Here is a 21834-nt window from a genome sequence, read left to right on the forward strand (position 1 = left end):
CTGAAAGTGCGGCTGATTTGAGGTCCCGCCGGCGTCTGGACATGACCTTGTACAAGCCGGGCGCATCTTATAATGCCACAACGCCCGGACCGGCGGCAGCCGCCCTCCCGTACCCGGCCGCGACCATCAGGCCAATACCGTAAACAAAAGCTCAGAGCAGCCCAACCATGACTGGCTTCAAGTCTGATTTCCTGAACGTGCTGCAGAGCCGCGGGTTCATTCATCAGTGCTCGGATTTCGAGGGCCTCGATGCGCTCGCCGCCAAGGGCCAGGCGACCGCCTATGTCGGCTATGACTGCACCGCGCGCTCGCTGCACATCGGCAACTTCCTGACCATGATGATGCTGTACTGGCTGCAGCAGACCGGCAACAAGCCGATCACACTGATGGGCGGCGGCACCACCATGGTCGGAGATCCCTCCGGCAAGGACGAGACCCGCGCGATGCGCACCGTCGAGGAGATCGAGGGCAACAAGGCCTCGATCCGCGGCGTGTTTGCAAAAGTGCTGCGCTATGGTAACGGCGCCACCGACGCCATCATGCTCGACAATGCCGAGTGGCTGACGAAGCTGAACTGGATCGAGATGCTGCGCGACATCGGCCGGCACTTCTCGGTCAACCGCATGCTCACCATGGACTCCGTGCGGCTGCGCCTCGAGCGCGAGCAGGAGATGAGCTTCATCGAGTTCAACTACATGGTCTGCCAGGCCTACGACTTCGTCGAGCTGGCGCGCCGCACCGGCTGCCGGCTGCAGATGGGCGGCTCCGACCAGTGGGGCAACATCGTCAACGGCGTCGAACTCGGCCGCCGCATGGGCACCGAGCAGCTGTTCGCGCTGACGACGCCGCTGCTCACGACCGCCTCCGGCGCCAAGATGGGCAAGACCGCGCAGGGCGCGATCTGGCTCAATGCCGACCAGTGCAGCCCGTATGATTTCTGGCAGTACTGGCGCAACACCGAGGACGCCGACGTCGTCAAGTTCCTCAAGCTGTTCACGACCTTGCCGCTGTCGGAGATCGAGAAGCTCGGCGCGCTGCAAGGCGCTGAGATCAACGAGGCCAAGAAGGCGCTGGCCGATGCCGCAACGACTCTGCTGCACGGCGAAGAAGCCGCGCGCACGGCAGCCGAGACCGCGCGACGCACCTTCGAGGAAGGCGCCATCGCCGAGAACCTGCCGACCGTGGAGGTTGCCAAGGCCGAGCTCGACGCCGGCCTCGGCGTGCTCAACGCCTTCGTCAAGGCCGGCCTCGTCGCCTCGAATGGCGAGGCACGGCGCCAGATCAAGGGCGGCGGGCTGCGCGTCAACGACGTCGCCGTGACCGACGAGAAGATGGCGCTGACCGCCAAGGAGCTGACCAGCGAGGGCGTGATCAAGCTCTCGCTGGGCAAGAAGCGGCACGTGCTGGTCAAGCCTGCATAGGGGCATTCGCTTTTGCCGGCTTGTCAGGGCGCGCCTGAAGGCGCTCCCTGGCGGCCATGACGATCAGCGCGCCGCCAGAGCCTGCGCAAGTCGAGGAGACGCCGATCCCGCCGACCAGGGCGGGGCGGACGGCGTTCGTGGTGCTGGGCCTGTGCTTCGCATTGTCGGTGCTCGGCCGAGGCCTCGGCGAGAGCTTCACCGTCTTCCTCAAACCGATCTCCGAAAGCTTTGGCTGGGATCGCGCCGAGGTGGTCTCGATCTATTCGATGACCGCTTTGGCCGGCGGCCTCGCCGCGCCGCTCATTGGCCGGCTGTTCGATCATTCCGGACCACGCGCGGTCTACGCCCTCGGACTTCTGCTGCTGGGCTCGGCCTTCACCGCGGCCGCGCAGGCGCAGGCGCTGTGGCAGTTCCAGCTCAGCATCGGCCTGTGCGTCGGCATCGGCATCGCGCTGATCGGCAACGTGCCGAACTCGATCCTGCTTGGGCGCTGGTTCGGAACGAAGCTTTCGACGGCCATGGCCGTGATCTATTCGGCGACCGGCGCGGGCGTGCTGCTGCTGCTGCCGGGCTCGCAGCTGTTGATCGATGCCATCGGCTGGCGCAGCGCCTACCAATCGTTCGGCGCCGCGACCTTCATCCTGCTGGTGCCGCTGGCGCTGCTGCCCTGGCGGCTGTTTGCCGCCGGCGCGCCTCATATCACCAAGCCGATCGCCGACGAGTTCGCCGAAGACGTCTGGACGTTGTCCCGCGCGCTGCGCCACCACGCCTTCTGGGCGCTGTTTGCGACCTTCTTCTTCACCGCGATCGGCATGTATGCGATTGCCCCGCAGGTCGTTGCCTATTTGATCGATGCCGGCTTTGCACCGCTGCAGGCCGCGACCGCCTGGGGTTTCTCCGGCGTCGTGCTGCTGTTCGGCATGCTCGGCGTCTCCGCGCTCGATGGACTCATCGGGCGCAGGCCATCGGTGCTGTTCTCCTATGCGGTCTCTATCGCGGGCATCCTGATGCTATGGGCGCTTCAATTCTGGCCCAACATTGTCCTGCTCACCGGATTCGTCGTCTGCTTCGGCAGCATGATCGGCTCGCGCGGCCCGCTGTTGTCGGCCACCGCGATGAAGATCTTCCGCGGCAGGCGGCTCGGCACAATCTACGGCACCATCACGATCGGCAGCGGTCTCGGCTCGGCGCTGGGCTCATGGAGCGGCGGCGTGATCCACGACCTCACGCACGGCTATGACGCGGTCATCGTGCTGGCGCTGGTCAGCGTCGTCATCGGCATGATCCCATTCCTTGTCGTTCCCGCGCTTCGATCGTAGCGCTGCCGGCTGCCCGTGCCGGCGAAACAGCACGCTCGACGCCTGGAGGCGCCGAGTGGACCGGTGTCGAGCACGAGTGGATCCGCCACGCTACTCGTATTGCTACTCGTACTCATGACCCTCGTAGTCGTCCTCCCAATTATCTCGCCACCCAGGCGGCCGCGCATCCTCTTCCCAATGGTAATCGACCCATCGCGGCAGATCGCCGTACAGCGGCAGTTCGTGGTAATTGTCACGCCAATACGTGTCGATGTGAAAGGTCACGATCGGCAGTTCGACGCGCGGCGCATAGGCCGGAACATAGACGCGCCTTGTCTCGTAGCTGAACTGAATGAGGGCCCCCGACGCCCAGCCGCGAAGTCCGGACGCACTGACGTCACACCAGGTGTAGCCGCGCAGGCAGCCGTGAATGGTCAGCGACGAGCCGGCGCCGAGGACGCCGACCGCGGGGAAGCGCACATTCGGTCCAGCGCGGACGTTGAGATTGACACCCGCATAGCCCTCGAAGCTCGCGGCCGTCGCCTGTTCGCTCAGGCCGACGACGAGCAAGACTGCGGCGACAGGGAGAAGCTGTGTGTTCTTCATATGAGGACTCCATGTAGATCATCCGTCCGATGCTTCGCTCGGGTGAACGGATGACGCAGGCTTCATCCAGGATGCCGCCGGTTCGATCACGCGGCATCCGATCGGGTCAGCGCGACCCTCTTGGATATTTCACCGGATCACGTCCGATGAGATGTGGGCCATTAACTGTCTGATCGTTACGGCAGACTGACATGTGGACTTGCCGCGCCGCCTGCGGTCTTACGCGCTCTGCGTGCCCCAGGATGCGACAGCGGTCGCCACGATGGAGGCAAGTGCGCGATCGACTCGGCACACCATGACGGCAGGTGCCGCATGGGCCGCGTCGTGAGCAAATGCATCTCGGGATCGGGCCAACAGCGCACCTTGGTCCGCACGATCACGCACCCGCGTCTTCGAAGAACCTGCCGAAGCGCCGACGCGCTTAGACGATATCGGGTTTGAACGAGCTTCGTTGCTGCTGACAGTGCTGCGGAATGCCGACGCGGCATTCCGCCTCAGTTGTTCGGCGGCAGCTCGCCCGGCGGGTATTGCTGCTTGCCGGTGTTGAAATCCATGATCTTACGCGTCACGCCCGGCAGCATGGCCGAGATCGGATTGATGCGCACCACCGGCTGGCTCGGCGTGCCGACGACCTCATAGGTGACGCCGAACAGGCCCTCATTGCTGCCGCCGAGGAACAGGCCGACGATCGGAATCTGGTTGAACATGTTGTTCAGCCCGTACAGCGGCACGATCGTGCCGGAGGCGCGGACCTGGTTGACGTTGTAGTCGATGCTGCCTTCGATCGTGAGGCCGAGCGTCGGCCCCTTGACCACGCCGTCGCGGATCGAGAGCAGGCCGTTCTGCCGCGTGAACTCCGCACGCAGCATCGTGAACGCAATGCCCTGCGACGCCGGCTGCGTGGCGCCCGAGGCGGCGCGATCGAGCGCCTGCTCGCCACGCACCGTGAAGTTGCGGACGATCGCGAGACCTTCCTTGGGGCTGGAATCCGCCGTCGGCGGCTCCATTGCGAGCTCCAGCTCGCCGCCGGCCATCTTCGAATAGGTGTCGGCGAAACGCAGCAGCGCGCCGGCGTCGTTGGTGACGAGATAGATCACCTCGCGGCCCTGCCGTCGCGCGCGCGGATCGGAGCTCGGCGCCTCGCGGCCGACTCGGATGTCGGCGGTGACGGGCGTGTCGCGGCCGACCTTGCCGCTCAGGTTGAAGCTCTTGAACGCGCCGCCGCGTCGCGACAGCTTGACGTCGACGCTGCGCAGCGCCTCGCCATTGTAGCCGGCGACGGCGCCGAGCTTGACCTCGGCATCGAAGTCGAGATTGGAGCGCGCCTTGTTCTTGTCGGCGTCCTTGTTGCTGCCGGAGATCGCCGACTTCAGGAAGCCGCGGCCGTCGAACACGTCGCCGCGCATCGACAGCTTCAGCACGCCGTCCTGGCCGCGCTCGGCCTTGAGCTGCGTCTTGTCGCCTTCCGACGGCGAGTAGGTCGGGAAGTTGGCGTTCATCAGGTCGCCGTTCTGGTCGATCTCGAGCGAGCCCTTGATCGAGACGCCGCCGCCTTCGATGTTGATATCCTCGAAGCGGGTCGATTGCGGCTTGGCGACCACGTTGAACGTCGCCTTGCTCGATTTGCCGGGGTTCTTGACCCAGCCCGGCAGGAGGTTGTCGAGCTTGAGCTGGGTCAGATCGGCCTCGACGCCGAGCCGGCTGTCGCGATCGGGCGAGCCGGCGATCTTGCCGTTCAGCTTGAGCGGCACGTTGCCGGAGATCGCGGTGCCCAGATCCACGCCGAGACGCGCCCGGCTGGCATCGTCGAGGATCGCCTGCATCTTGATGTCGGCATCGCCCTCGTTCGGCTTGCGATAGTCGAGCGACGCCGGCTGGCCGTTGATCTTGACGTCGCCCTTGACCTGGTAGCCCTGCGTGTTGGCGACGATCTTGAGCGTGTTGGCCTCGAGCTTCTGGTTCATCACCAGCTTGTCAGCGGAAAATCCGCTGAGATCGGCAGTGACCGTGTAGTTGGTGTCGGCCTTGGTCAACTCGCCCTTGACCGGCATCGCCAGATTGATGCTCGCCTTGAATTCACCCTTGGTCTGGTTGGGATCGATCGGAAAGGACGAGAGATCGTTGAGCCGGTCCGAGGACAGGATTTCGGCCGCGGCTGCGACCGGACCATCGACACGCATGCGCACGCGCGACGGCGACGGCTTGGGCGCCATGTCCGGCACTTCGAACACGAGGTCGGAGAAGTTCAGCTTGCGACCCGCGGGCGTATCCGCAACGCCCTGCCCGACGGTCACCGTCGCAGTGCGCCCCGTGACGTGCGCCTTCATGTCGGCATCGCGCACCGCGGGCAGGCCGTCGACCGGACGCACCGTCACATTGGTCGCGACGACGTTGACGTCGAGACCGTCGTCGGGAATCGGCGGGCCCTTGCGCGGCAGGTTGCGGGTCGGCGAATTCACCGCGATGTCGATCCGCTGCACGTTGCCGCGCTCGATGCGCTCGATCATCCAGGCTCGCACCTCCGGTACGATCAGCGCCGGCCAGATGCGCTTCATCGCCAGCGCCGGCATCGGCGTGGCTGCGAATCCGAGCTTCAGCCGCGGCTCGCCGGCATAGTCGACGCTGCCGGTGCCGGCGACGCCGATCTCGCCGTTGGACACCTCGGCCTGGGTCAGCAGCACGCGCTTGCCCTCGGTGTCGAAGCGGAAGTTGATCGAGATGCGGTTGAAGATCAGCGGCGCGTCGTCGGCGATCGCGCCGAGCACGATGGTGCCGCTGTTCAGCCCGAGCCGCCAGTCGTTCACCGCGTCATTCGGCGGTTCGAGATTGGCGTTCAAGGTGATGCGGTTGGCGCCTGAGATCACCCTGAAAGGCGCCACCAGCACGCGGCGGCCGGCGTCCCAGTCCATGCTGATCTCGGCGGAGTCGATCGCCATCGGGTAATCGGGCGTGTCGGTATCGATGATCTTGCCGGCGCCGATGTTGATCTTGCCGCGCAGATAGGTCGGCAGCCCGTCGCGCGCGAGCTCGCCCTTGATCTCACCCGTCATCGGCAGGTCCGCCATGTAGGTGAGATCCTTGAGCCGCATCGCCAGCAGGATGTTGCTGGTCGACACCTTGTCGGCCTTGATGTCGATCGACCGCACGCCGTTCGTCTGCGGTCCCACCAGCACGCGCAGCTGCCAGGGCTTGACGCCCTCCTCGCCGAGGCTGAGCGCGACGCCGCCGGCGGAGGGCCGGCGCAGGCTGAGGCTGATGTTCTCGAAGGTCCATTTGTTGCCGCGCTGCTGATCGTCAACGATCAGCACGCCGTTTTTCAGACCGATCTCGTTGAGGTTCTGGCCGTCGAGCCCGGTCAGGCTCAGGCTGTCGAGCCAGTCGAGGCCCGCCAGCAGGCCGTTCTGCGCGGGGGGCGCCGGCGGCGTCCCTGCCGGGGATGTCCCTGCCGACTGCGCAACAGGCGCGCTGCTGGGCGGAGCCGCAGCATTCGGCACGGTGATGGGCTGCCCCGGCCGCGGGAAGGTCGGCGGCAGGCCGGCGTCACGCTTGGAGGCGACACCGGTCGCCAGGGGCTTGTTGGTCTCGCCGGTCGAGACGGTGACGGTGCCGTCCGGAGTGATGCGAATCGCAAGCTCGGCATCGACCAGCTTGAGGCTCTCGGCCCGCAGCTGACCCATCAGCAGCGCCGCGCCGGACAGCCGCACCTCGGCCTTGGGCGCGCTTGCGACGATGGCGTGATCCTGATCACGCACGATGATGTCGCGGATGCGCACCGCGATCCGGATCCGGCCGGCGCGCTCGATCTGGGTGCCGCCGACTTCGACCGTGTTGCCGTGTCCGATATTGTCCTCGATCGCCGCCGCAAGCCACGGCGTCGCCAGATCGAGATTGATGGGTCCGGCACCGAGCCGCCACCACAGGCCCGCGAACCCGACCGACAGAACCAGAATCAGAACGGTGAGCGTCAGGACGACGCGCTTGATCAGACGTCCACCCGGCGCGCGCGACCGCAGGCCACTGCCGCGGCTCGTTCCGTCGTGCGAATCGGCATGCGACAGCAGCCGGCGGGTACGCTGTCCCGCCGCCGGATCATACGCCTCATCGTGCTCATGGGGCGCGTCTTCGTACTGGTCAGCCACGTCCCAGTCCGCGTCATCCCACTGTTGGCCCTGGGTGTCCGCTTGCAGATGGGGCCGGTGGGGTGATGTCTGTCTTGCCATTGCCTCTCGGTGCCGGCCCCTCGTGTCCGAAACATTCGTGCCAATCCGGCCTTGGCCAGGTTGGTCGCCGGTGTGGCCCCGCGCGTTCAACGGGCGCGCAGGCCGACTGGCCGGCGTTGCCCGATCCCCAATGATCCCGTCACGCTTCGACGGGGGCTGTCAACCACGCACGCTGTCAACCACGCACGCTGTCGACCCGGCCGCCTGTCTCGTCACGACGACCGACGGCCGCAAATCCCTTTCACTATACTCCGCCGCTGTCGGGTTTGCCCACCCGCCCGCGCCAGCGGCCCGCGCCGCGACCATCCCGCGAAATTTGTGACGGCGACGTCTGATCCGGAGACAGTACGAGAATCGTCATTGCACTTGTGCTCAATTGCGCTGGTCCGTGCTCGTAGCCGTGATGTTCCCCTCGTCGCAAGAGGCTCTCCTCTGCGCGCGGCAAAGCACGAATGCCAGAGCGATCCCGGGACACCGGACAAGAACCGGGACAGTTTCAGTTTTGAGCCGCCGAAAGCGACGAAAGGAAGGCGTATGTCAAAGGAATCACAAAAGAAATCCTCCAATCCGGCGTCATACGGGAAAGCCGGCAGGAACCGGCTCGCCACCGCCGCCAAGAAGGCCGTAACCAAGACCGCCAAGCCGGCAGCGGCCAAGAAGAGTGCCTCGGCGAAGGCGCCGAAGAGCAAGGCCAGCGCCAAGACGAGCGCCAAGCCTGTCGCTGCAAAATCGGCGGCCCCCAAGGCGGCCAAGACACTTAAGGCCCCGACGGCGAAGCCCGCCGCTGCCGCGGCGACCACGTCCGGGCTCGCCGAAGGCGCCAAGGCGCCCGCCTTCAAGCTGCCGCGCGACGGCGGCGGTACCGCCTCGCTCGCCGACTACGCCGGCAAGAAGCTCGTGCTGTTCTTCTATCCCAAGGCCAACACGCCCGGCTGCACCAAGGAGGCGATCGACTTCACCCGCCTGTCGAAGGAGTACGCCGCGGCCGGCACCGCGGTGCTCGGAGTCTCGGCCGATTCGGTCAAGGCGCAGGACAATTTCCGCGACAAGCACGACCTCGCCGTTCCCCTGATCTCCGACGAGACCCATGAGATGCTGGAGGCCTACGGCGCCTGGGGCGAGAAATCGCTCTATGGCCGCAAGTTTCTCGGCATCATCCGGAGCACGGTGCTGATCGGCGCGGACGGCCGCGTCGCCAAGGTGTGGCGCAACGTCAAGGTCGATGGCCATGCGGATGCGGTGCTGGCGGCGGCCAAGCAGCTGTAGGACTGCGGGATTGGGTGTTGGGGAAAAATTAACCATGCAGGGGTCAAATCGCTCCCGTAAATGACGCCGCTGGACCGACGATCTCCGGCCGGCGCGGGAGTGTCGATGTCGCATCGTTCCGGCCAGTACGCCGAATATCCCCAGCACCATCCTCATGATCGCGGACGCGCTGTGCAGCAGCGGCGGACGCCGGTCACTCACCCTGCCCCGGCACTGGCGGCGTCGCAGAGCGACTACACGCTGGTGCATGCCGGCAAGCAGGTGCGCATCGGACCGGTCGTGTTCTGGATCGTGGTCGGCACCGTCAGCCTGCTCGGCATCTGGTCGGCGGCGACCGCGACCTATTTCGCGTTTCGCGACGACGTGCTGACGCGGCTGATCGCCCGCCAGGCCGAGATGCAATATGCCTATGAGGACCGCATCGCCGAGCTGCGCGCCAAGGTCGACCGCGCCACCAGCCGGCAACTGCTCGACCAGGAGCAGTTCGACCAGAAGCTCGACCAGATCCTGAAGCGCCAGACCGCGCTCGAAGGACGCGCCACCGCGCTCGGCAGCATGCCCGACATCACCGGCTCGATCCGCCCGCCGGCGCGTGCGCCGGCGATCGAGCCGTCGGCCGCGCCGGCGACGCCGAAGCCCTCGCCGATCAGCGACACCGTCATCTTCACCGCGCCGCCGGACCGCGAAGCACGCCTCGAATCGCGCAGCCCCGTGCTCGCCAATCCGCAGCCGAATCCATCCATCAAGCTCGCCGGCGTCGACAACGTGCTGACGCGGCTGACCCGCTCGCTCGACCAGGTCGAGGCGCGGCAGATCGCGATGCTGGCCTCGGCCGAGGAAACGCTGGAATCGAAGCTGCGCCGGATGCGCGGCGTGATCACCGATCTCGGCCTCGACATGGGCCAGCTCGAAGCGGCGACGCCGAAGGGCGGCATGGGCGGCCCGTTCGTGCCGGTCAAGCTCGGCGCCGAGTCCGGCCCGTTCGAGCGCCAGCTCTATCGCATCAGCATCACCCGCGCGCAGGTCGAGAAGATGAACCGCACGCTGTCGCTGGTGCCCTATCGCAAGCCTGTGATCGGCGAGGTCGAGTTCACCTCGGGCTTCGGCGTGCGCACCGATCCGTTCCTCGGCCGCCCCGCCATGCACACCGGTCTCGACTTCCGCGCCGCGACCGGCGATCCGGTCCGCGTCACGGCCAACGGCAAGGTCGTCAACGCCGGCTGGGCCGGCGGCTATGGCCGCATGGTCGAGGTCGACCACGGCAACGGCCTCTCGACCCGCTACGGCCATCTCTCGGAGATCAACGTCAAGATCGGCCAGCAGGTGAAGATCGGCGACATCATCGGCGAGGTCGGCTCGACCGGCCGCTCCACCGGTCCCCACCTGCACTACGAAACCCGCATCGACGGCGAAGCCGTCGACCCGCAGAAATTCCTGCGCGCCGGTGTGCGGCTGAGCGCCGGCTAGACCATCATCTCGACACCAGCGCGGCGCGCGACTGACGCGCGTCGGCGTTGCGCGATCGCAACTGGTCCTCCTCCGCAGCTATGCTAATCATGCCGCGGGGAATAGGCCGTGCATCGCATCGCATCACATCGCAGCCAACTGACAGGCGTCGTCGCCTGTGCGATGGCCTATGTGCTGGCGCTGCAGGTCACGCTTGCCGTGAGCCTGAACGCCTGGTTGCCGCCGAGCTTTGCCTTCGCCTTCGGTGAGATCTGCCACGAGCGGATCGACGGCGATCCGCGGCTGGCGGACCGCACCGACACGACGGAGGCGCCCGCCACCGTCTCGGCGGCGCATTGTCCGCTCTGCGTCACACCCGCCTTTGCGCTGCTGCCGCCGCCCGATGCGCCTGCCGTCACGCTGCGGCGGGTGCTCGGCATTGCGTTTGAACCGATTGCGACGCTGCACGTCGCGATCACCGAGATCGACGCCGCCCATCGGGCGCGCGCGCCGCCCGAGGCCGCCTGAACGGCGCTCGCCGCACCTTCCCATAACAGATGCGTCCCATGCCGCCTCCGTGTCCACGGAGCCGCAGCGTGGTGGCGCGCCCCCCCCCTCGGCATCACCGGCCGGGCGCCGCCTGCGCGCGCCCAGCTCCTGACCTCATGCGCAGATGTCTGCGCAGCATTCTCTCGAGCTTCTCATGTCGAACGCCATATCGGGTCCGCAGCGGCCTACATCCTCTGCAGCGTTGCTCGCAGCAACCGCACTCCTCTGCTCGACCGCCACCTCCGCCCTCGCCCGCCCCGCGGAGTCGCTGCCGACCGTGACCGTCGATCCGGCGCGTCCGCGCGCCGCCAAGCCGCGGCCTACGGCGAACCATCCGGCGCACGAGACCCGTGCGCCGGCCGCCCGCCCGGCCGAACCGGCCGCACGCCAAGACACGGCGCCGGCCGCCGCGAGCAGGACTCTGCCGGCCCGGACCGCTTTCGATCGCGCGTTGTCCGCGAGCGATTCGGCGGCTCTGGTCGGGGATCTGCCGGGCGGCGCGGCGTGGGGCGCCGGCGGCGTCTCCAGCCTGCCCGCGATCAACGGCATGGGCGCCGACCGGCTGCAGGTCGCGATCAACTCGATGCTGATCTCGCCGGCCTGTCCCAACGAGATGAATCCGCCGCTGTCTTTCGTCAATCCGGCGATGGTCGCGAAGATGCGCGCCTATCTCGGCATCGGGCCGGTCTCGGTCGGCGGCGACTACATCGGCGGTCGCATCGACGTCACGACCGCGCCGCCGGCCTTCGCGGCGACCGACGGCTGGGTCTCGAGCACGCGGCTGTCGAGCTTCTTCCGCAGCAACGGCAATGGCTATGGCGTCGATGCCACCGCCACGGTCGCCAATCGCGACACCAGCGTGACCTACACCGGCGGCTGGGTCCGCTCCGGCAACTATAAGGCCGGCGACGGCTCGACCGTGAAGTCGACGCTGTACGAGACGCAGAACCACGCCATCAGCATCTCCAAGCAGAGCTTCGGAAATCTGTTCACGTTCCAGGTCGGCGGCCAGTTCATCCCCTACCAGGGCTATGTGAACCAGTACATGGACATGGTCTACAACCGCGGCCTGTTCGCCAACGGCCGCTACGAAGGCGCGTTCGACTGGGGCACTCTCGAGGCCTCGGCCTTCGTGCACCAGATCCGGCACACCATGGGCTTCATCGCGCCGGACAAGGTCTCGGACATGCCGATGGACACCAAGGGCCTCGACGGCGGCTACGCGATCAAGGCGACGATCCCGGTGGCGAGCGCCGACCTGCTGCGCGTCGGCAACGAGCTCGCGATGAACCGGCTCGACGATTGGTGGAATCCGGTGGCCGGGTCGATGATGATGGGCCCGAACAGCTTCATCAACATCAATGGCGGGCAGCGCAACCGCGTCGGCACGTTCGTCGAATGGGAGCGGCGCTGGGACCGGCAATGGACGTCGATCATCGGCCTGCGCAACGATGTGGTGTGGATGAACACCGGCAACGTCGCGGGCTACAACGCGATGATGTACGGCGCCGATGCCACAGCCTTCAACGCCGCCGACCGCGCGCGGACCGACGTGCATCTCGACGGCTCGGCATTGGTCCGCTACGAGCCCGACGCGCTCAGCCAGTTCGAGCTCGGCTTCGCCCGCAAGACGCGCTCACCCAATCTCTATGAGCGCTACGCCTGGTCGACCAATGCGATGGCGATGCAGATGATCGGCTGGTTCGGCGACGGCAATGGCTATGTCGGCAATCTCGATCTCAAGCCGGAGAAGGCGCACACCGTCAGCTTCACCGCGGGCTGGCACGATCCGGCGCAAAAGCTCTGGGACATCAAGGTCACGCCCTATGCGAGCTACGTGCAGGACTACATCGACGTCGACCGCTGCGGCACCGCGACCTGCCTCGCCAGCAACCCGGCCAACCTGACGACGAATACCGGCTTCGTCTTCCTGCAGTTCGCCAATCACGACGCAACGCTCGTCGGCGTCAACGTCGAGGGCCGCGTGACGGTGTGGGACGACCTGAGCTACGGCCACGGCCAGATCCGCGGCCTGATCGGCTATGTCCGGGGCCGCCGCACCGACGGCGTCGATCTCTATCACATGATGCCGATCAACGCGAAGCTGGCGCTCGACCATCATCTCCGCGGCTGGACCAACTCCATCGAGCTGCAGCTCGTCGGAGCCAAGGATGTCGTGAACCAGGTCCGCAACGAGCTGACCACGCCGTCCTACGCGCTGGTGAACCTACGCACGGGCTATGAATGGCAGCACGTGCGGGTCGACCTCGGCGTCGATAATCTGTTCAACCGGACCTACACGCTGCCGCTCGGCGGCGCCGATCTGGTCGACTACAAAACGGTGTCGATGATGGGCTCGTCGCCCGCCTATGGCTATTCCGTCAAGGGGCCGGGGCGATCGCTGAATGCACGGCTGAGCGTGAGCTTCTGAGGAGGCGCCGGCCCGCAGCGATACGCTTGCGGGCCGCACCCTCTATGGCTTCGCCGGGATCGTGAAGACCTGGCCGGGATAGATCAGATCCGGACTGCGGATCTGCTCGCGGTTCGCCTTGTAGATCACGGCGTAGCGCATGCCGCCGCCGAGCACGCGCCGGCTGATGTGCCACAGGCTGTCGCCGCGCGCGACCGTCACCGTCGAGACCTTTGACTCGGTCTTCGCTGCAGGCGCGATGGCCTCGACCGGATCACCCGCGGCCGCGAGCAGCGTCGGCTGCGCGGCCGGGCGCGCCGTGTCGGTCGTGGTCGGAGCCGCGGCCGAAGCCACCGATGCGGTCGTCAACGTGTCGTCGGGCAGGCTCAGCGGCACTTCGGCGCGCGCCTGGACGGAGCCCGAGGCGGCATCGACCTCGTCGAGCCTGACGCGGTCGTCGCCGGCCCGGCTGACGCCCTTGCCGACGGTGATGCCGAGACGTCCATCGGCGCCCGCGACCGTCGAGGAGATCAGCCGGTCGTTGAGATACAAGCGCACCGTTGCCCCGGGACGCGCGTGACCATTGATGCGGAGCACGCCGTCCGATTCATGATCGACCGCGTCGACCGCCAGCGCCTGCGGGATCGCGGCACTCGGTTTGGACAGCACGCGGGTGGGCTCATCCGGCGCCAACAGCGCCACCGTCGCCGGCTGCCGGCTCACCTCGACATTCACGGCCACGCTCTGCTTCGAGATCACCTCGCGGCCGTCGGCCAATTTCGACCGCAGCGTCAGCGCGTAGCTGCCAGCCGGAAGCCGTGAAGGCACCATGGCGAACTGACCGGCCCGATCGGCGACGGCCCGGTCATGCACCTCGCCATTGCGCAGCAGCTCGACCGTCGTGCCCGGCGCCGCGCGCCCGGCAACGACCGCGTCCCCGGAGGGATCGACATTGACGACGTCGAAGGCCGGCAGATCGGTCTGAACGGCCGCTTGCGGAGCCAGCGAACCCAGCACGTCGGCCAGGCCGCTGGCCTGCTTCTGCACCCTGGCGAGCGGGCTTGCAGCCTGCTCACTTGCCCCCTGCTCCTGGCCGCGTAGCCCCTGCGCCGCGGTCTGGTTGGGCCCGGCGTCGCGCAGCGCTCCGGCGACCGCATTTGCCGGCTCCCGCGTGGCTGTCGTGTCCTGCGCCCTGATCGCGGGATCACGACTGGAGATCGGACCGAGCACGAACACGAAAGCTGCGGCGGAGGCCGCAAGCGCCGCCACGCCGAGGATGACCCCGACCATCGGCTTGCCGTTCAAGATCATGCGTCGGTCCGTCCCTCATCATGTCGATGGCGCGCGAATCGCCCATATCATTCGTGTTCGACAAACACCATTACGGCAGCCCGGCGGCGAGACCGTAGCATTCCGGACTGCTGCACCACGTCAGCATCTGATGCAGACCGGCCACAACGCTATGCGCTCGCGGACGTCGACACGCCGAGGGCTTCGAGAAAGCGCGACAGGTCCTCCCACAGTTCGCCCGGCTCCTCCAGGCCGATGCTCAGCCGCACCAATCCCTCGCGCTCATCCCATGGCCTGATGGTGCGGCCGGCCACGACGTCCATCGGCGCGATCAGGCTGTGCGTGCCGCCCCATGACGCGCCGATCGCAAACAGCCGCAGCTTGCCAAGCGCCTGATCGATGCGTGGCGTGCGCTCCGGCTTGATGACGATGCTGAACACGGTGCTGGCGCCGGCGAAGTCGCGCGCGAACACCTCGTGCCCCGGGCAGGACGGCAGCGCCGGATGCAGCACGCGCGCCACCGCGGGCGCCTCCTGCAGGCGCTTGGCAAAATCCAGCGCGACGCGGCTGGAATGCGCCATGCGCACGCCCATGGTCTCGATGCCGCGCAACGCCAGCGCCGCCTCGTCCGGCGACACGCCGATGCCGAGCACGCCGAGCACATCCTTCAGCGCCTTGCGCAAGCTCAGATCCTTGACCGTGATCGATCCGAGCAACAGGTCGGAATGGCCGCCGACATATTTGGTCAGCGCCTCCACCGCGAAGTCGACGCCATGGGCCAGCGGCTTGAACAGCAGCGGGCTGGCCCAGGTGTTGTCGCATCCCGTGAGCACGCCGCGCGCTCTTGCCGCCGCCACGATCGCCGGAACGTCCTGCACCTCCATCGTGCCGGACCCCGGCGACTCCATCCAGATCAGCCGCGTGGCGGAATCGATGAGCTCGGCGATGCCGCCGCCGATCAGGGGATCATAGATCTGGTGGGCGATGCCGCGGTCCGCGAGATAGCCGGCGCACAGCCCCTTCACCGGCGGATAGACGTGGTCCGGGATCAGCACCTTGTCGCCGGGCTTGAGCACGGCGAGCATCGTCAGTGCCACCGCAGCCTGGCCGGAGGGCACGAGCACGGTACGCTCGCCGCCATGCAGCGCCGTCAGCTGCGCCTCGAGCGTCCGCGTGGTCGGCGTACCATGCAGGCCATAGGTGTAGCCGTCGAGCCCGCGCTCCACCCGCCGCGCGAAGGCCTGCGGGTCGTCGTAGACAATGGTCGAGGCGCGATAGGTGGCGACCGAGAGCGACTTGAAGCCGTCCTGGGACACGGCGGGATGCTGAACGCAGCGGGTGAGATCGTGCATGGGAACCTCGCAAGGACAGGAAGCCGTGCTACCACAATCGCGCGGGCCGTGTGCGTTGCGCCCGCAATTTTGACGTGGCGAGCCCGGCGCGCCGAGCGCAGATTGAAATGCGCGGTCATTCCCCCCCGGGCCGGCGAACAGGCTAGGCCAATTCCGCCGATGCGCGCTGCATGTTGGCGGCCATATCCGCCGTCACCGTGCTCTGTTCCTCGACCGCCGCAGCGGTCGAGGCGATGAACTCGTTGACGCTGGTGATGGCTGCCTTGATCATGGTCAGCGAGCCCGTGACGTCGCCCGCGATCGTGTTCAGCGCTGCGATCTCCGAGGAAATCGTGTCGGTCGCATGCTTGGCCTGGCTCGCGAGGCTCTTCACCTCCGAGGCGACCACGGCGAAGCCGCGTCCGGCCTCGCCGGCACGGGCCGATTCGATCGTAGCGTTGAGGGCGAGCAGATTGATCTGCCCGGTGATGCCCGCGATCATCTCCACGATGCCGCTCATTGCCTGCGATGCCGCATTCAGCCGCTGGGCCTGGCCGTCCGCGGCCTCGACACGGCTGGTCGCGACCTTGGAATTCTCGCGCGACTTCGCCATGGTCTCGGAGATTTCGCGGATCGACGCGCTCATTTCCTCGCTGCCGGCGGCGACGGCATCGATCAGCTCCCGGGCGTTGTCGGCCTTCTTGCGGCCGATCGCCTGCGCGGTGATGTCGGTGGCGTATTTCACGACCTTGTAGGGCTTTCCGTTCAGGTCGAAGATCGGATTGTAGGAGGCCTGGATCCAGATCTCGCGGCCGCCCTTGGCGATTCGCTTGTACTCAGCCGCGCGGTATTCGCCGCGCCTGAGCGCGTCCCAGAACTCCTGATAGGCCGCCGAGTGGCGCTCGGCCGGTTCGACGAACATCGAATGATGCTGGCCGACGATGTCGGCCAGCGTGTATCCCATGGCCTGCTGGAAGTTCTCGTTGGCGGTGCGGATGGTGCCGTCCATGTTGAACTCGATCACCGCCTGCGACTTCTGGATTGCCGCGAGCTGACCTCCGCTATCCGCGGCTCGCATCTTCTGCGCCGTGACATCGGTTGCGAACTTCACGACCTTGAATGGCTTGCCCGTTTCGTCGAGGATCGGATTGTAGGTCGCGAGAATCCAGACCTCCTTGCCGCCCTTGCCGATCCGCTTGTACTCGGCCGCCTCGAATTCACCGCGATTGAGCTTGGCCCAGAACGCCGGATAGGCCGGGCTCGCGCGGTCCTCGGGCGTCACGAACATGCCGTGGTGCTTGCCCTTGATCTCGTCCAGCGTGTAGCCCATCACGGACAGGAAGTTGTCGTTCGCCGTGATGATGGTGCCGTCCATGTTGAACTCGATCACGGCCTGGGCGCGGTTGATCGCCGCGATCTTGCCGGCGTCCTCCATGTCCTTGATCTTGTCGGCGGTGATATCGGTGGCGAACTTGATGAAGCTGACCACGTTGCCATCGTCGTCGAGCAGCGGCGCGTAGGACGCGTGAACCCAGATCTCCCTGCCACCCTTGCCGAACCGCTTGTACTGTGTGGTCCGGAACTCGCCGCGCCGGAGGCTCGCCCAGAAATCGCGATACCGCGCGCTATCGCGCTCCGCCGGGCTAACGAAGATGCTGTGATGCTTGCCCTTGATCTCCGCGAGCGTGTAGCCGCTCATCTTCAGGAGATTCTCGTTCGCGTCGAGAATATTGCCGTCGAGGTCGAACTCGATGACGGCCTGGGAGCGGTCGATCGCCTTGACCTCCGCCAGCGCGTGCTTCACCGCCTTGCCATAGAGAGTGAACACGTCCGGCATCCCCCACATTGCCGATAGCCGTAGTGGCCATCTACGACTGCAAACAATTTGCACAACCTCGTTGAGTAACTGTAAACGAGCACAACGCGAACATCGCAACTAACTGCAAAAAGAGTGAGTTCCCTCGTTCAGTTGATTGTTCCCGCGTGGAACATGGACCGGCGTGGCCTCCGGCATTCCTTCTGATGACTGCGATTCAGAGCCGGCCCGCTCGATCGCCGCGGCTCCTCAGCAACGCGCACGGTGCCGGATCAATCCTAGGTCACTGCTTCGACGCTGCGACGGTCATCAGCGCCTCCGACACCCGCCCCAGCGCCTCATCGAGATCCGGCAATCCCAGCAGGCCAAATCCGAGGCGGACCACGTGGGGCTCATCCGCGAACCACGATCCCGGAGCGACGCGGGTCTCGCGAACCGCGAGTTCGTCATGGAAGCGCGGGACGTCTCTGTCGCCGAACACGCTGCGCTTGAGCCTGACGCAGCAAAGCGCGCCGGCATCCGGCCTGACCCATTCGATCAGGTCCGCATGAGCGATGACGAACGCCGCGGTCCGCGCCAGTCCTGACGCAAGATGCCGCCTCCGGCCCTCCATGATCGTCTCTCCTCGCTGCATAATCCGGAACGCGAGCGCTTCGTCGACCACGGAGTTGGAGATTGTCGTGTTGAACTTGCCCAGGATGAGCTGCGTCCGAAGCCCCGGGTGCTGCGTGATCAGCCATCCCATGCGGATGCCAGGCGCGCCGTGGGACTTGGAAAGCGATGCACAGCTGATAAGGCGGCGGTCGCGCCCGACGAGGCTCGGCCGGACCTCCGCCTCGCCATACACCGCCTCGCGGTAGGTTTCGTCCAGCAGCAGGAAAGCGCCAGGGCAGATCGCGTCCAGGGTTGCGAGCAGATCGCGCAATTCGCGATCCGTCAGGGCGACGCCCGAGGGGTTCTGCGGCGACGCCAGGCTGACCAGCCGCGTCCGTGGCGTCAGCAGCGCTCTCAGCCGATCGAGGTCGAGACGATACCCGTCGTCGAACCTGACCGGCAGGTCGGCAACGCTCATGCCGGCGGATTGAAGCACAGTGCGCGCGTTGGGAAAGGCCGGCTGCCCGATCACCGCCTCGGCTCCCGGTTCGCTCAAAACGAAGGCGATCAGGAACAGCGCCTGCATGCAGCCGGCGGTCGTAACGACGTCGTCCGCCGTGACTCCATGGCGCGCCGCGATCAGCTCACGCAATTCCGCCCGGCCCTCTGTCGGCCCATAGGCGAGCGCAAGATCCTGCAGTTCGTCACCTCGGCGATCTGCAAACACATCGCCGAGCCGGAGATCCGGACCGAGGCTCTCGGCGAGATCGAAACGGACCGGCTGTGAGGTCAGGGACATGATGTCGTTATGCGGAAAGCGGCGCGGCACATAAGTCATCGGAGACCTCCAGGAAAACCTGCAAGGGACGCTACCGCCGCGACGAGCCTGGATGACAGATACAGACCGCGGCGATTGTAACCAGAACAGATTTGCGCTTGGATCGTCTGTATGGACGATCGCACACTTGCTCTGCCCCTGTACGAAGCGCTCGCCAACCGCATTGCGGCGCTGGTCGATGACGGCGTGCTGCGTGCAGGAATGCGCGCGCCGTCGGTCCGCAGCTTCGCAGCCCAGCATGGGGTCAGCCTGACGACGGCGCTGCAGGCCTATCGCCTGCTGGAGGATCGCGGCGTGCTCGAAGCACGGCCTAAATCCGGCTTCTACGTTATGGTCAGGCCGCACCAGCAGCGCGCGCTGCCGACAGTCTCGCAGCCGCTCGCGCGCCACGCAGGTCTCGGTCAGCAATCCCGTGTTCAGCGTGCTGTCCTATGCTGGCGATCCATCCTATGCGCCGCTCGGCTGTGCCATTCCCAGCGCCGGCCTGCTCGCGGCTGAACGGCTCGACCGCCATCTTGCCCGCTGTGCGCGGGTCCATGGCCGCCGCTACAATGTGTACGCCGACCCGCACGGCGATGCCGAGCTGCGCGCCCAGATCTCCGACCGCGCCTTGCGACAGGGGCACGCGGTGGCCCCCGACGGCGTGCTGATCACCAACGGCTGCACCGAGGCGTTGAACATCGCTCTGAGCGTGACCACCAGGCCGTCGACACCGTCGCGATCGAGTCCCCGACCTATTTCGGCCTGCTGCAGGTGCTCGAGGCGCGCGGATTGCGCGCGCTGGAGCTGCCGACCGATCCGGCGAGCGGCATCGACGTTGCCGCGCTGGACAAGGCTCTCGGCGCACGGCGCGTGTCGGCCTGCCTGCTCGCGTCGAGCTTCAACAATCCACTGGGATATCGGACCGCCGATACACGCAAGGCCGACATCACCAAGGTACTCACGCGTCACGGCGTGCCCTTGATCGAGGACGACATCTACGGCGACATCAGCTTCGGCGAGGACCGGCCGCGCCCCTTCGCCGCGATCAGTCCGAAGGCCGACATCATCCTCTGCAGCTCGTTCTCCAAGACGATCGCGCCCGGCTATCGCATCGGCTGGCTCGCCGCCAACCGCCGTCACGATCAGATCCTGGCCGCCAAGTTCGCGCTGTTGCTCAGCGGCGCGGCGCTGCCGCAGAAGGCAATGGCCGACTTCCTCGGCTCGGGCGGCTACGACGCACACCTCAGGCGCATCCGCAAGGTGTTCGCCGGCAATGTCGACCGGATGCGCCGCGTGGTCGATCGCAGCTTTCCGAAAGCGACGCGGATGACCGACCCGAAAGGCGGCTTCGTTCTCTGGTTGGAGCTGCCGAAGGGGTTCGACACCGATGCGCTCTATACCCGCGCCATGCGCGAGCGCATCTGCTTCGTGCCCGGCGGGCTGTTCACCGCGAGCGGCGGCTATCGCAACTGCCTGCGGCTGAGCTGCAGCCACGACTGGGACGCCCGCGTCGAGCGCAGCGTGGAGCGTCTTGGCGAACTGGCGTCAGAGATGCTCGCTTGATCCCCTGACGACGCCGGACTGTCTCGGTCGCGGACGGATAGGTTCGGGTGGACCTGACAAGGCCGGGTCCGAAGATTTTACTTTCTCTTTTCCAGAAATCATGTATGATGCGCGCCATCTCGCCTCGTTGCGAGGGGCGTACGCGTCGTCACGGACGTTGGGGCGGGATGCGGTGGACGCGGCTGCAGTGCATGACGGGCATCGTGGCGCGGACGGCGAAGTCGCGTGGTCCTGACCTCCCGACGCTGAGGTCAAGCCGGTGCCGGCAGACGCAAGGCATCGACGACGGGGGCAAGAAAGCCCGGTCCCCGGGGAGATCGCGTATAAGCCGTAAAACCATCGCGCGGGGAATGCCGGGTCGAACCGGCTGAACCTGTGGTGACTGCCGCCTGCTTATTCTTCTGCAGGCGGGCCAATTTCTTAAAAGACATGGGTGAGGCCTTCACCCGGCATTCCCCGCGCCCTCGTTGTCGAGGGCCCGAGCCTCCCGCAGATCCCGGGCACGCTGGTGCCGCGGCAATGAAGAGGTGCGCCCGCCCACGGCGGCCCGTCGATGGTCCACGGATGGCTCTGCAGGCTCTCACCGACGTTGTCAGCGGGCGTGTCAGCAATCCGGCCGCCTCGCGTCTATCGCGGCCCGCCGCTCAGCCGGATCGGGCGGCCCTGGCTGATGAAGGCGTAGTGGCCCGCGCCGATGCCGCCGACCATCAGCGCCTCGACCACCGGCTCGGCGATCTCGCCGGTCGCCGCCCAGTCGATGACGAAATTGGCGCCGGTGCCGCCGCGGGTGTCCTTGGTCGGCACGAATACCTCGATGGTCGCGAACGGCTTCAGCGCCACCGGCTCGGTCAGATGCGCCTGAACCAGTTTGCCGGCCGTGTCATAGTAGTTGATGCGCCGGAGAATCAGCGGCCGCTGCTCGGAGGCGTTGTGGACGCTCAGGGTGACCGAGAAATCCGCCTGGATCTTGCCGGGGGTCATCGCGACGCTGGAATAGACGGGAACATAGACCGCGCCGCCGACGGTCGCCGCATCCGCTGGAACCGCGGTCAGCGAGGCCGCGAAGGTCGTGGTGATGGCGTCGGCGGCCCGGGCCGCGCCCATCACGGCGGTGCCGGCGAGCCCCAGCGCGAGGACCGCAGTCAAGATGTGACAGATTGCGGGTTTCCTTGCGCGGCGGTGCGACATAAGTTGCCACCTTGGG

15 protein-coding genes are annotated in these 21834 nt (G+C 66.6%); 8 read left to right on the forward strand and 7 right to left on the reverse strand.

The window, feature by feature from the left end; translation table 11 throughout:
- Positions 1-167 precede the first annotated feature (167 nt).
- Both tyrS and ACQR0Z_RS18870 read left to right on the forward strand, forming a co-directional pair.
- A complete protein-coding gene (tyrS, locus tag ACQR0Z_RS18865) occupies positions 168-1421 on the forward strand; it encodes a tyrosine--tRNA ligase (RefSeq protein WP_434860898.1) in 1254 nt (417 codons plus the stop codon).
- A 56-nt stretch (positions 1422-1477) separates the two neighbouring features.
- Positions 1478-2740, forward strand: coding sequence for an MFS transporter (locus ACQR0Z_RS18870; RefSeq protein ID WP_434919628.1), 1263 nt, complete (start codon positions 1478-1480; stop codon positions 2738-2740).
- A gap of 102 nt (positions 2741-2842) precedes the next feature.
- Here ACQR0Z_RS18870 and ACQR0Z_RS18875 read toward each other — a convergent pair whose 3' ends face one another.
- Complete coding sequence (locus ACQR0Z_RS18875) at positions 2843-3325, reverse strand: SH3 domain-containing protein (RefSeq protein WP_434919629.1); 483 nt, start codon at positions 3323-3325, stop codon at positions 2843-2845.
- 494 nt (positions 3326-3819) lie between these two features.
- Complete coding sequence (locus ACQR0Z_RS18880; protein WP_434919630.1) at positions 3820-7545, reverse strand: YhdP family protein; 3726 nt, start codon at positions 7543-7545, stop codon at positions 3820-3822.
- A 534-nt stretch (positions 7546-8079) separates the two neighbouring features.
- Here ACQR0Z_RS18880 and ACQR0Z_RS18885 point away from each other — a divergent pair.
- From ACQR0Z_RS18885 to ACQR0Z_RS18900, 4 genes are all read left to right on the forward strand, one after another.
- Positions 8080-8811 carry a peroxiredoxin gene (locus tag ACQR0Z_RS18885; protein ID WP_434919631.1) on the forward strand — a complete coding sequence of 244 codons (732 nt, stop codon included), beginning with the start codon at positions 8080-8082 and terminating at the stop codon, positions 8809-8811.
- Positions 8812-8916: 105 nt separating this feature from the next.
- A complete protein-coding gene (locus ACQR0Z_RS18890; protein ID WP_434919632.1) occupies positions 8917-10278 on the forward strand; it encodes a peptidoglycan DD-metalloendopeptidase family protein in 1362 nt (453 codons plus the stop codon).
- Positions 10279-10386: 108 nt separating this feature from the next.
- Positions 10387-10785, forward strand: a complete 399-nt coding sequence (locus ACQR0Z_RS18895; protein ID WP_434919633.1) for a hypothetical protein — start codon at positions 10387-10389, stop codon at positions 10783-10785.
- Between the two features lie 175 nt (positions 10786-10960).
- Positions 10961-13237 carry a TonB-dependent receptor gene (locus ACQR0Z_RS18900; protein ID WP_434919634.1) on the forward strand — a complete coding sequence of 759 codons (2277 nt, stop codon included), beginning with the start codon at positions 10961-10963 and terminating at the stop codon, positions 13235-13237.
- A gap of 42 nt (positions 13238-13279) precedes the next feature.
- On the opposite strand, the gene ACQR0Z_RS18905 is transcribed toward ACQR0Z_RS18900, so the two are convergent.
- The 4 genes from ACQR0Z_RS18905 to ACQR0Z_RS18920 all read right to left on the reverse strand — a co-directional run bounded on the left by ACQR0Z_RS18905 (position 13280) and on the right by ACQR0Z_RS18920 (position 19085).
- Positions 13280-14527: a LysM peptidoglycan-binding domain-containing protein gene (locus tag ACQR0Z_RS18905; RefSeq protein ID WP_434919635.1), complete on the reverse strand. Its 1248-nt coding sequence runs from the start codon at positions 14525-14527 to the stop codon at positions 13280-13282.
- Positions 14528-14676: 149 nt separating this feature from the next.
- Positions 14677-15858, reverse strand: a complete 1182-nt coding sequence (metC, locus tag ACQR0Z_RS18910; RefSeq protein WP_434919636.1) for a cystathionine beta-lyase — start codon at positions 15856-15858, stop codon at positions 14677-14679.
- A gap of 142 nt (positions 15859-16000) precedes the next feature.
- Positions 16001-17665, reverse strand: coding sequence for a methyl-accepting chemotaxis protein (locus ACQR0Z_RS18915; RefSeq protein WP_434919637.1), 1665 nt, complete (start codon positions 17663-17665; stop codon positions 16001-16003).
- Positions 17666-17936: 271 nt separating this feature from the next.
- Entirely contained in the window at positions 17937-19085 is a 1149-nt protein-coding gene (locus ACQR0Z_RS18920) for a pyridoxal phosphate-dependent aminotransferase (protein ID WP_434919638.1), read from the reverse strand.
- Positions 19086-19196: 111 nt separating this feature from the next.
- Here ACQR0Z_RS18920 and ACQR0Z_RS18925 point away from each other — a divergent pair, with 111 nt between their 5' ends.
- Both ACQR0Z_RS18925 and ACQR0Z_RS18930 read left to right on the forward strand, forming a co-directional pair.
- Positions 19197-19583: a GntR family transcriptional regulator gene (locus ACQR0Z_RS18925; protein ID WP_434919639.1), complete on the forward strand. Its 387-nt coding sequence runs from the start codon at positions 19197-19199 to the stop codon at positions 19581-19583.
- 162 nt (positions 19584-19745) lie between these two features.
- Positions 19746-20630, forward strand: coding sequence for a PLP-dependent aminotransferase family protein (locus tag ACQR0Z_RS18930; protein ID WP_434919807.1), 885 nt, complete (start codon positions 19746-19748; stop codon positions 20628-20630).
- A gap of 627 nt (positions 20631-21257) precedes the next feature.
- On the opposite strand, the gene ACQR0Z_RS18935 is transcribed toward ACQR0Z_RS18930, so the two are convergent.
- Positions 21258-21818: a DUF3124 domain-containing protein gene (locus ACQR0Z_RS18935; protein WP_434919640.1), complete on the reverse strand. Its 561-nt coding sequence runs from the start codon at positions 21816-21818 to the stop codon at positions 21258-21260.
- Between the last annotated feature and the right edge of the window lie 16 nt (positions 21819-21834).

Origin of the sequence: Bradyrhizobium sp. HKCCYLS3077 (genome assembly GCF_051167555.1) — a bacterium.
Classification (GTDB): domain Bacteria; phylum Pseudomonadota; class Alphaproteobacteria; order Rhizobiales; family Xanthobacteraceae; genus Bradyrhizobium.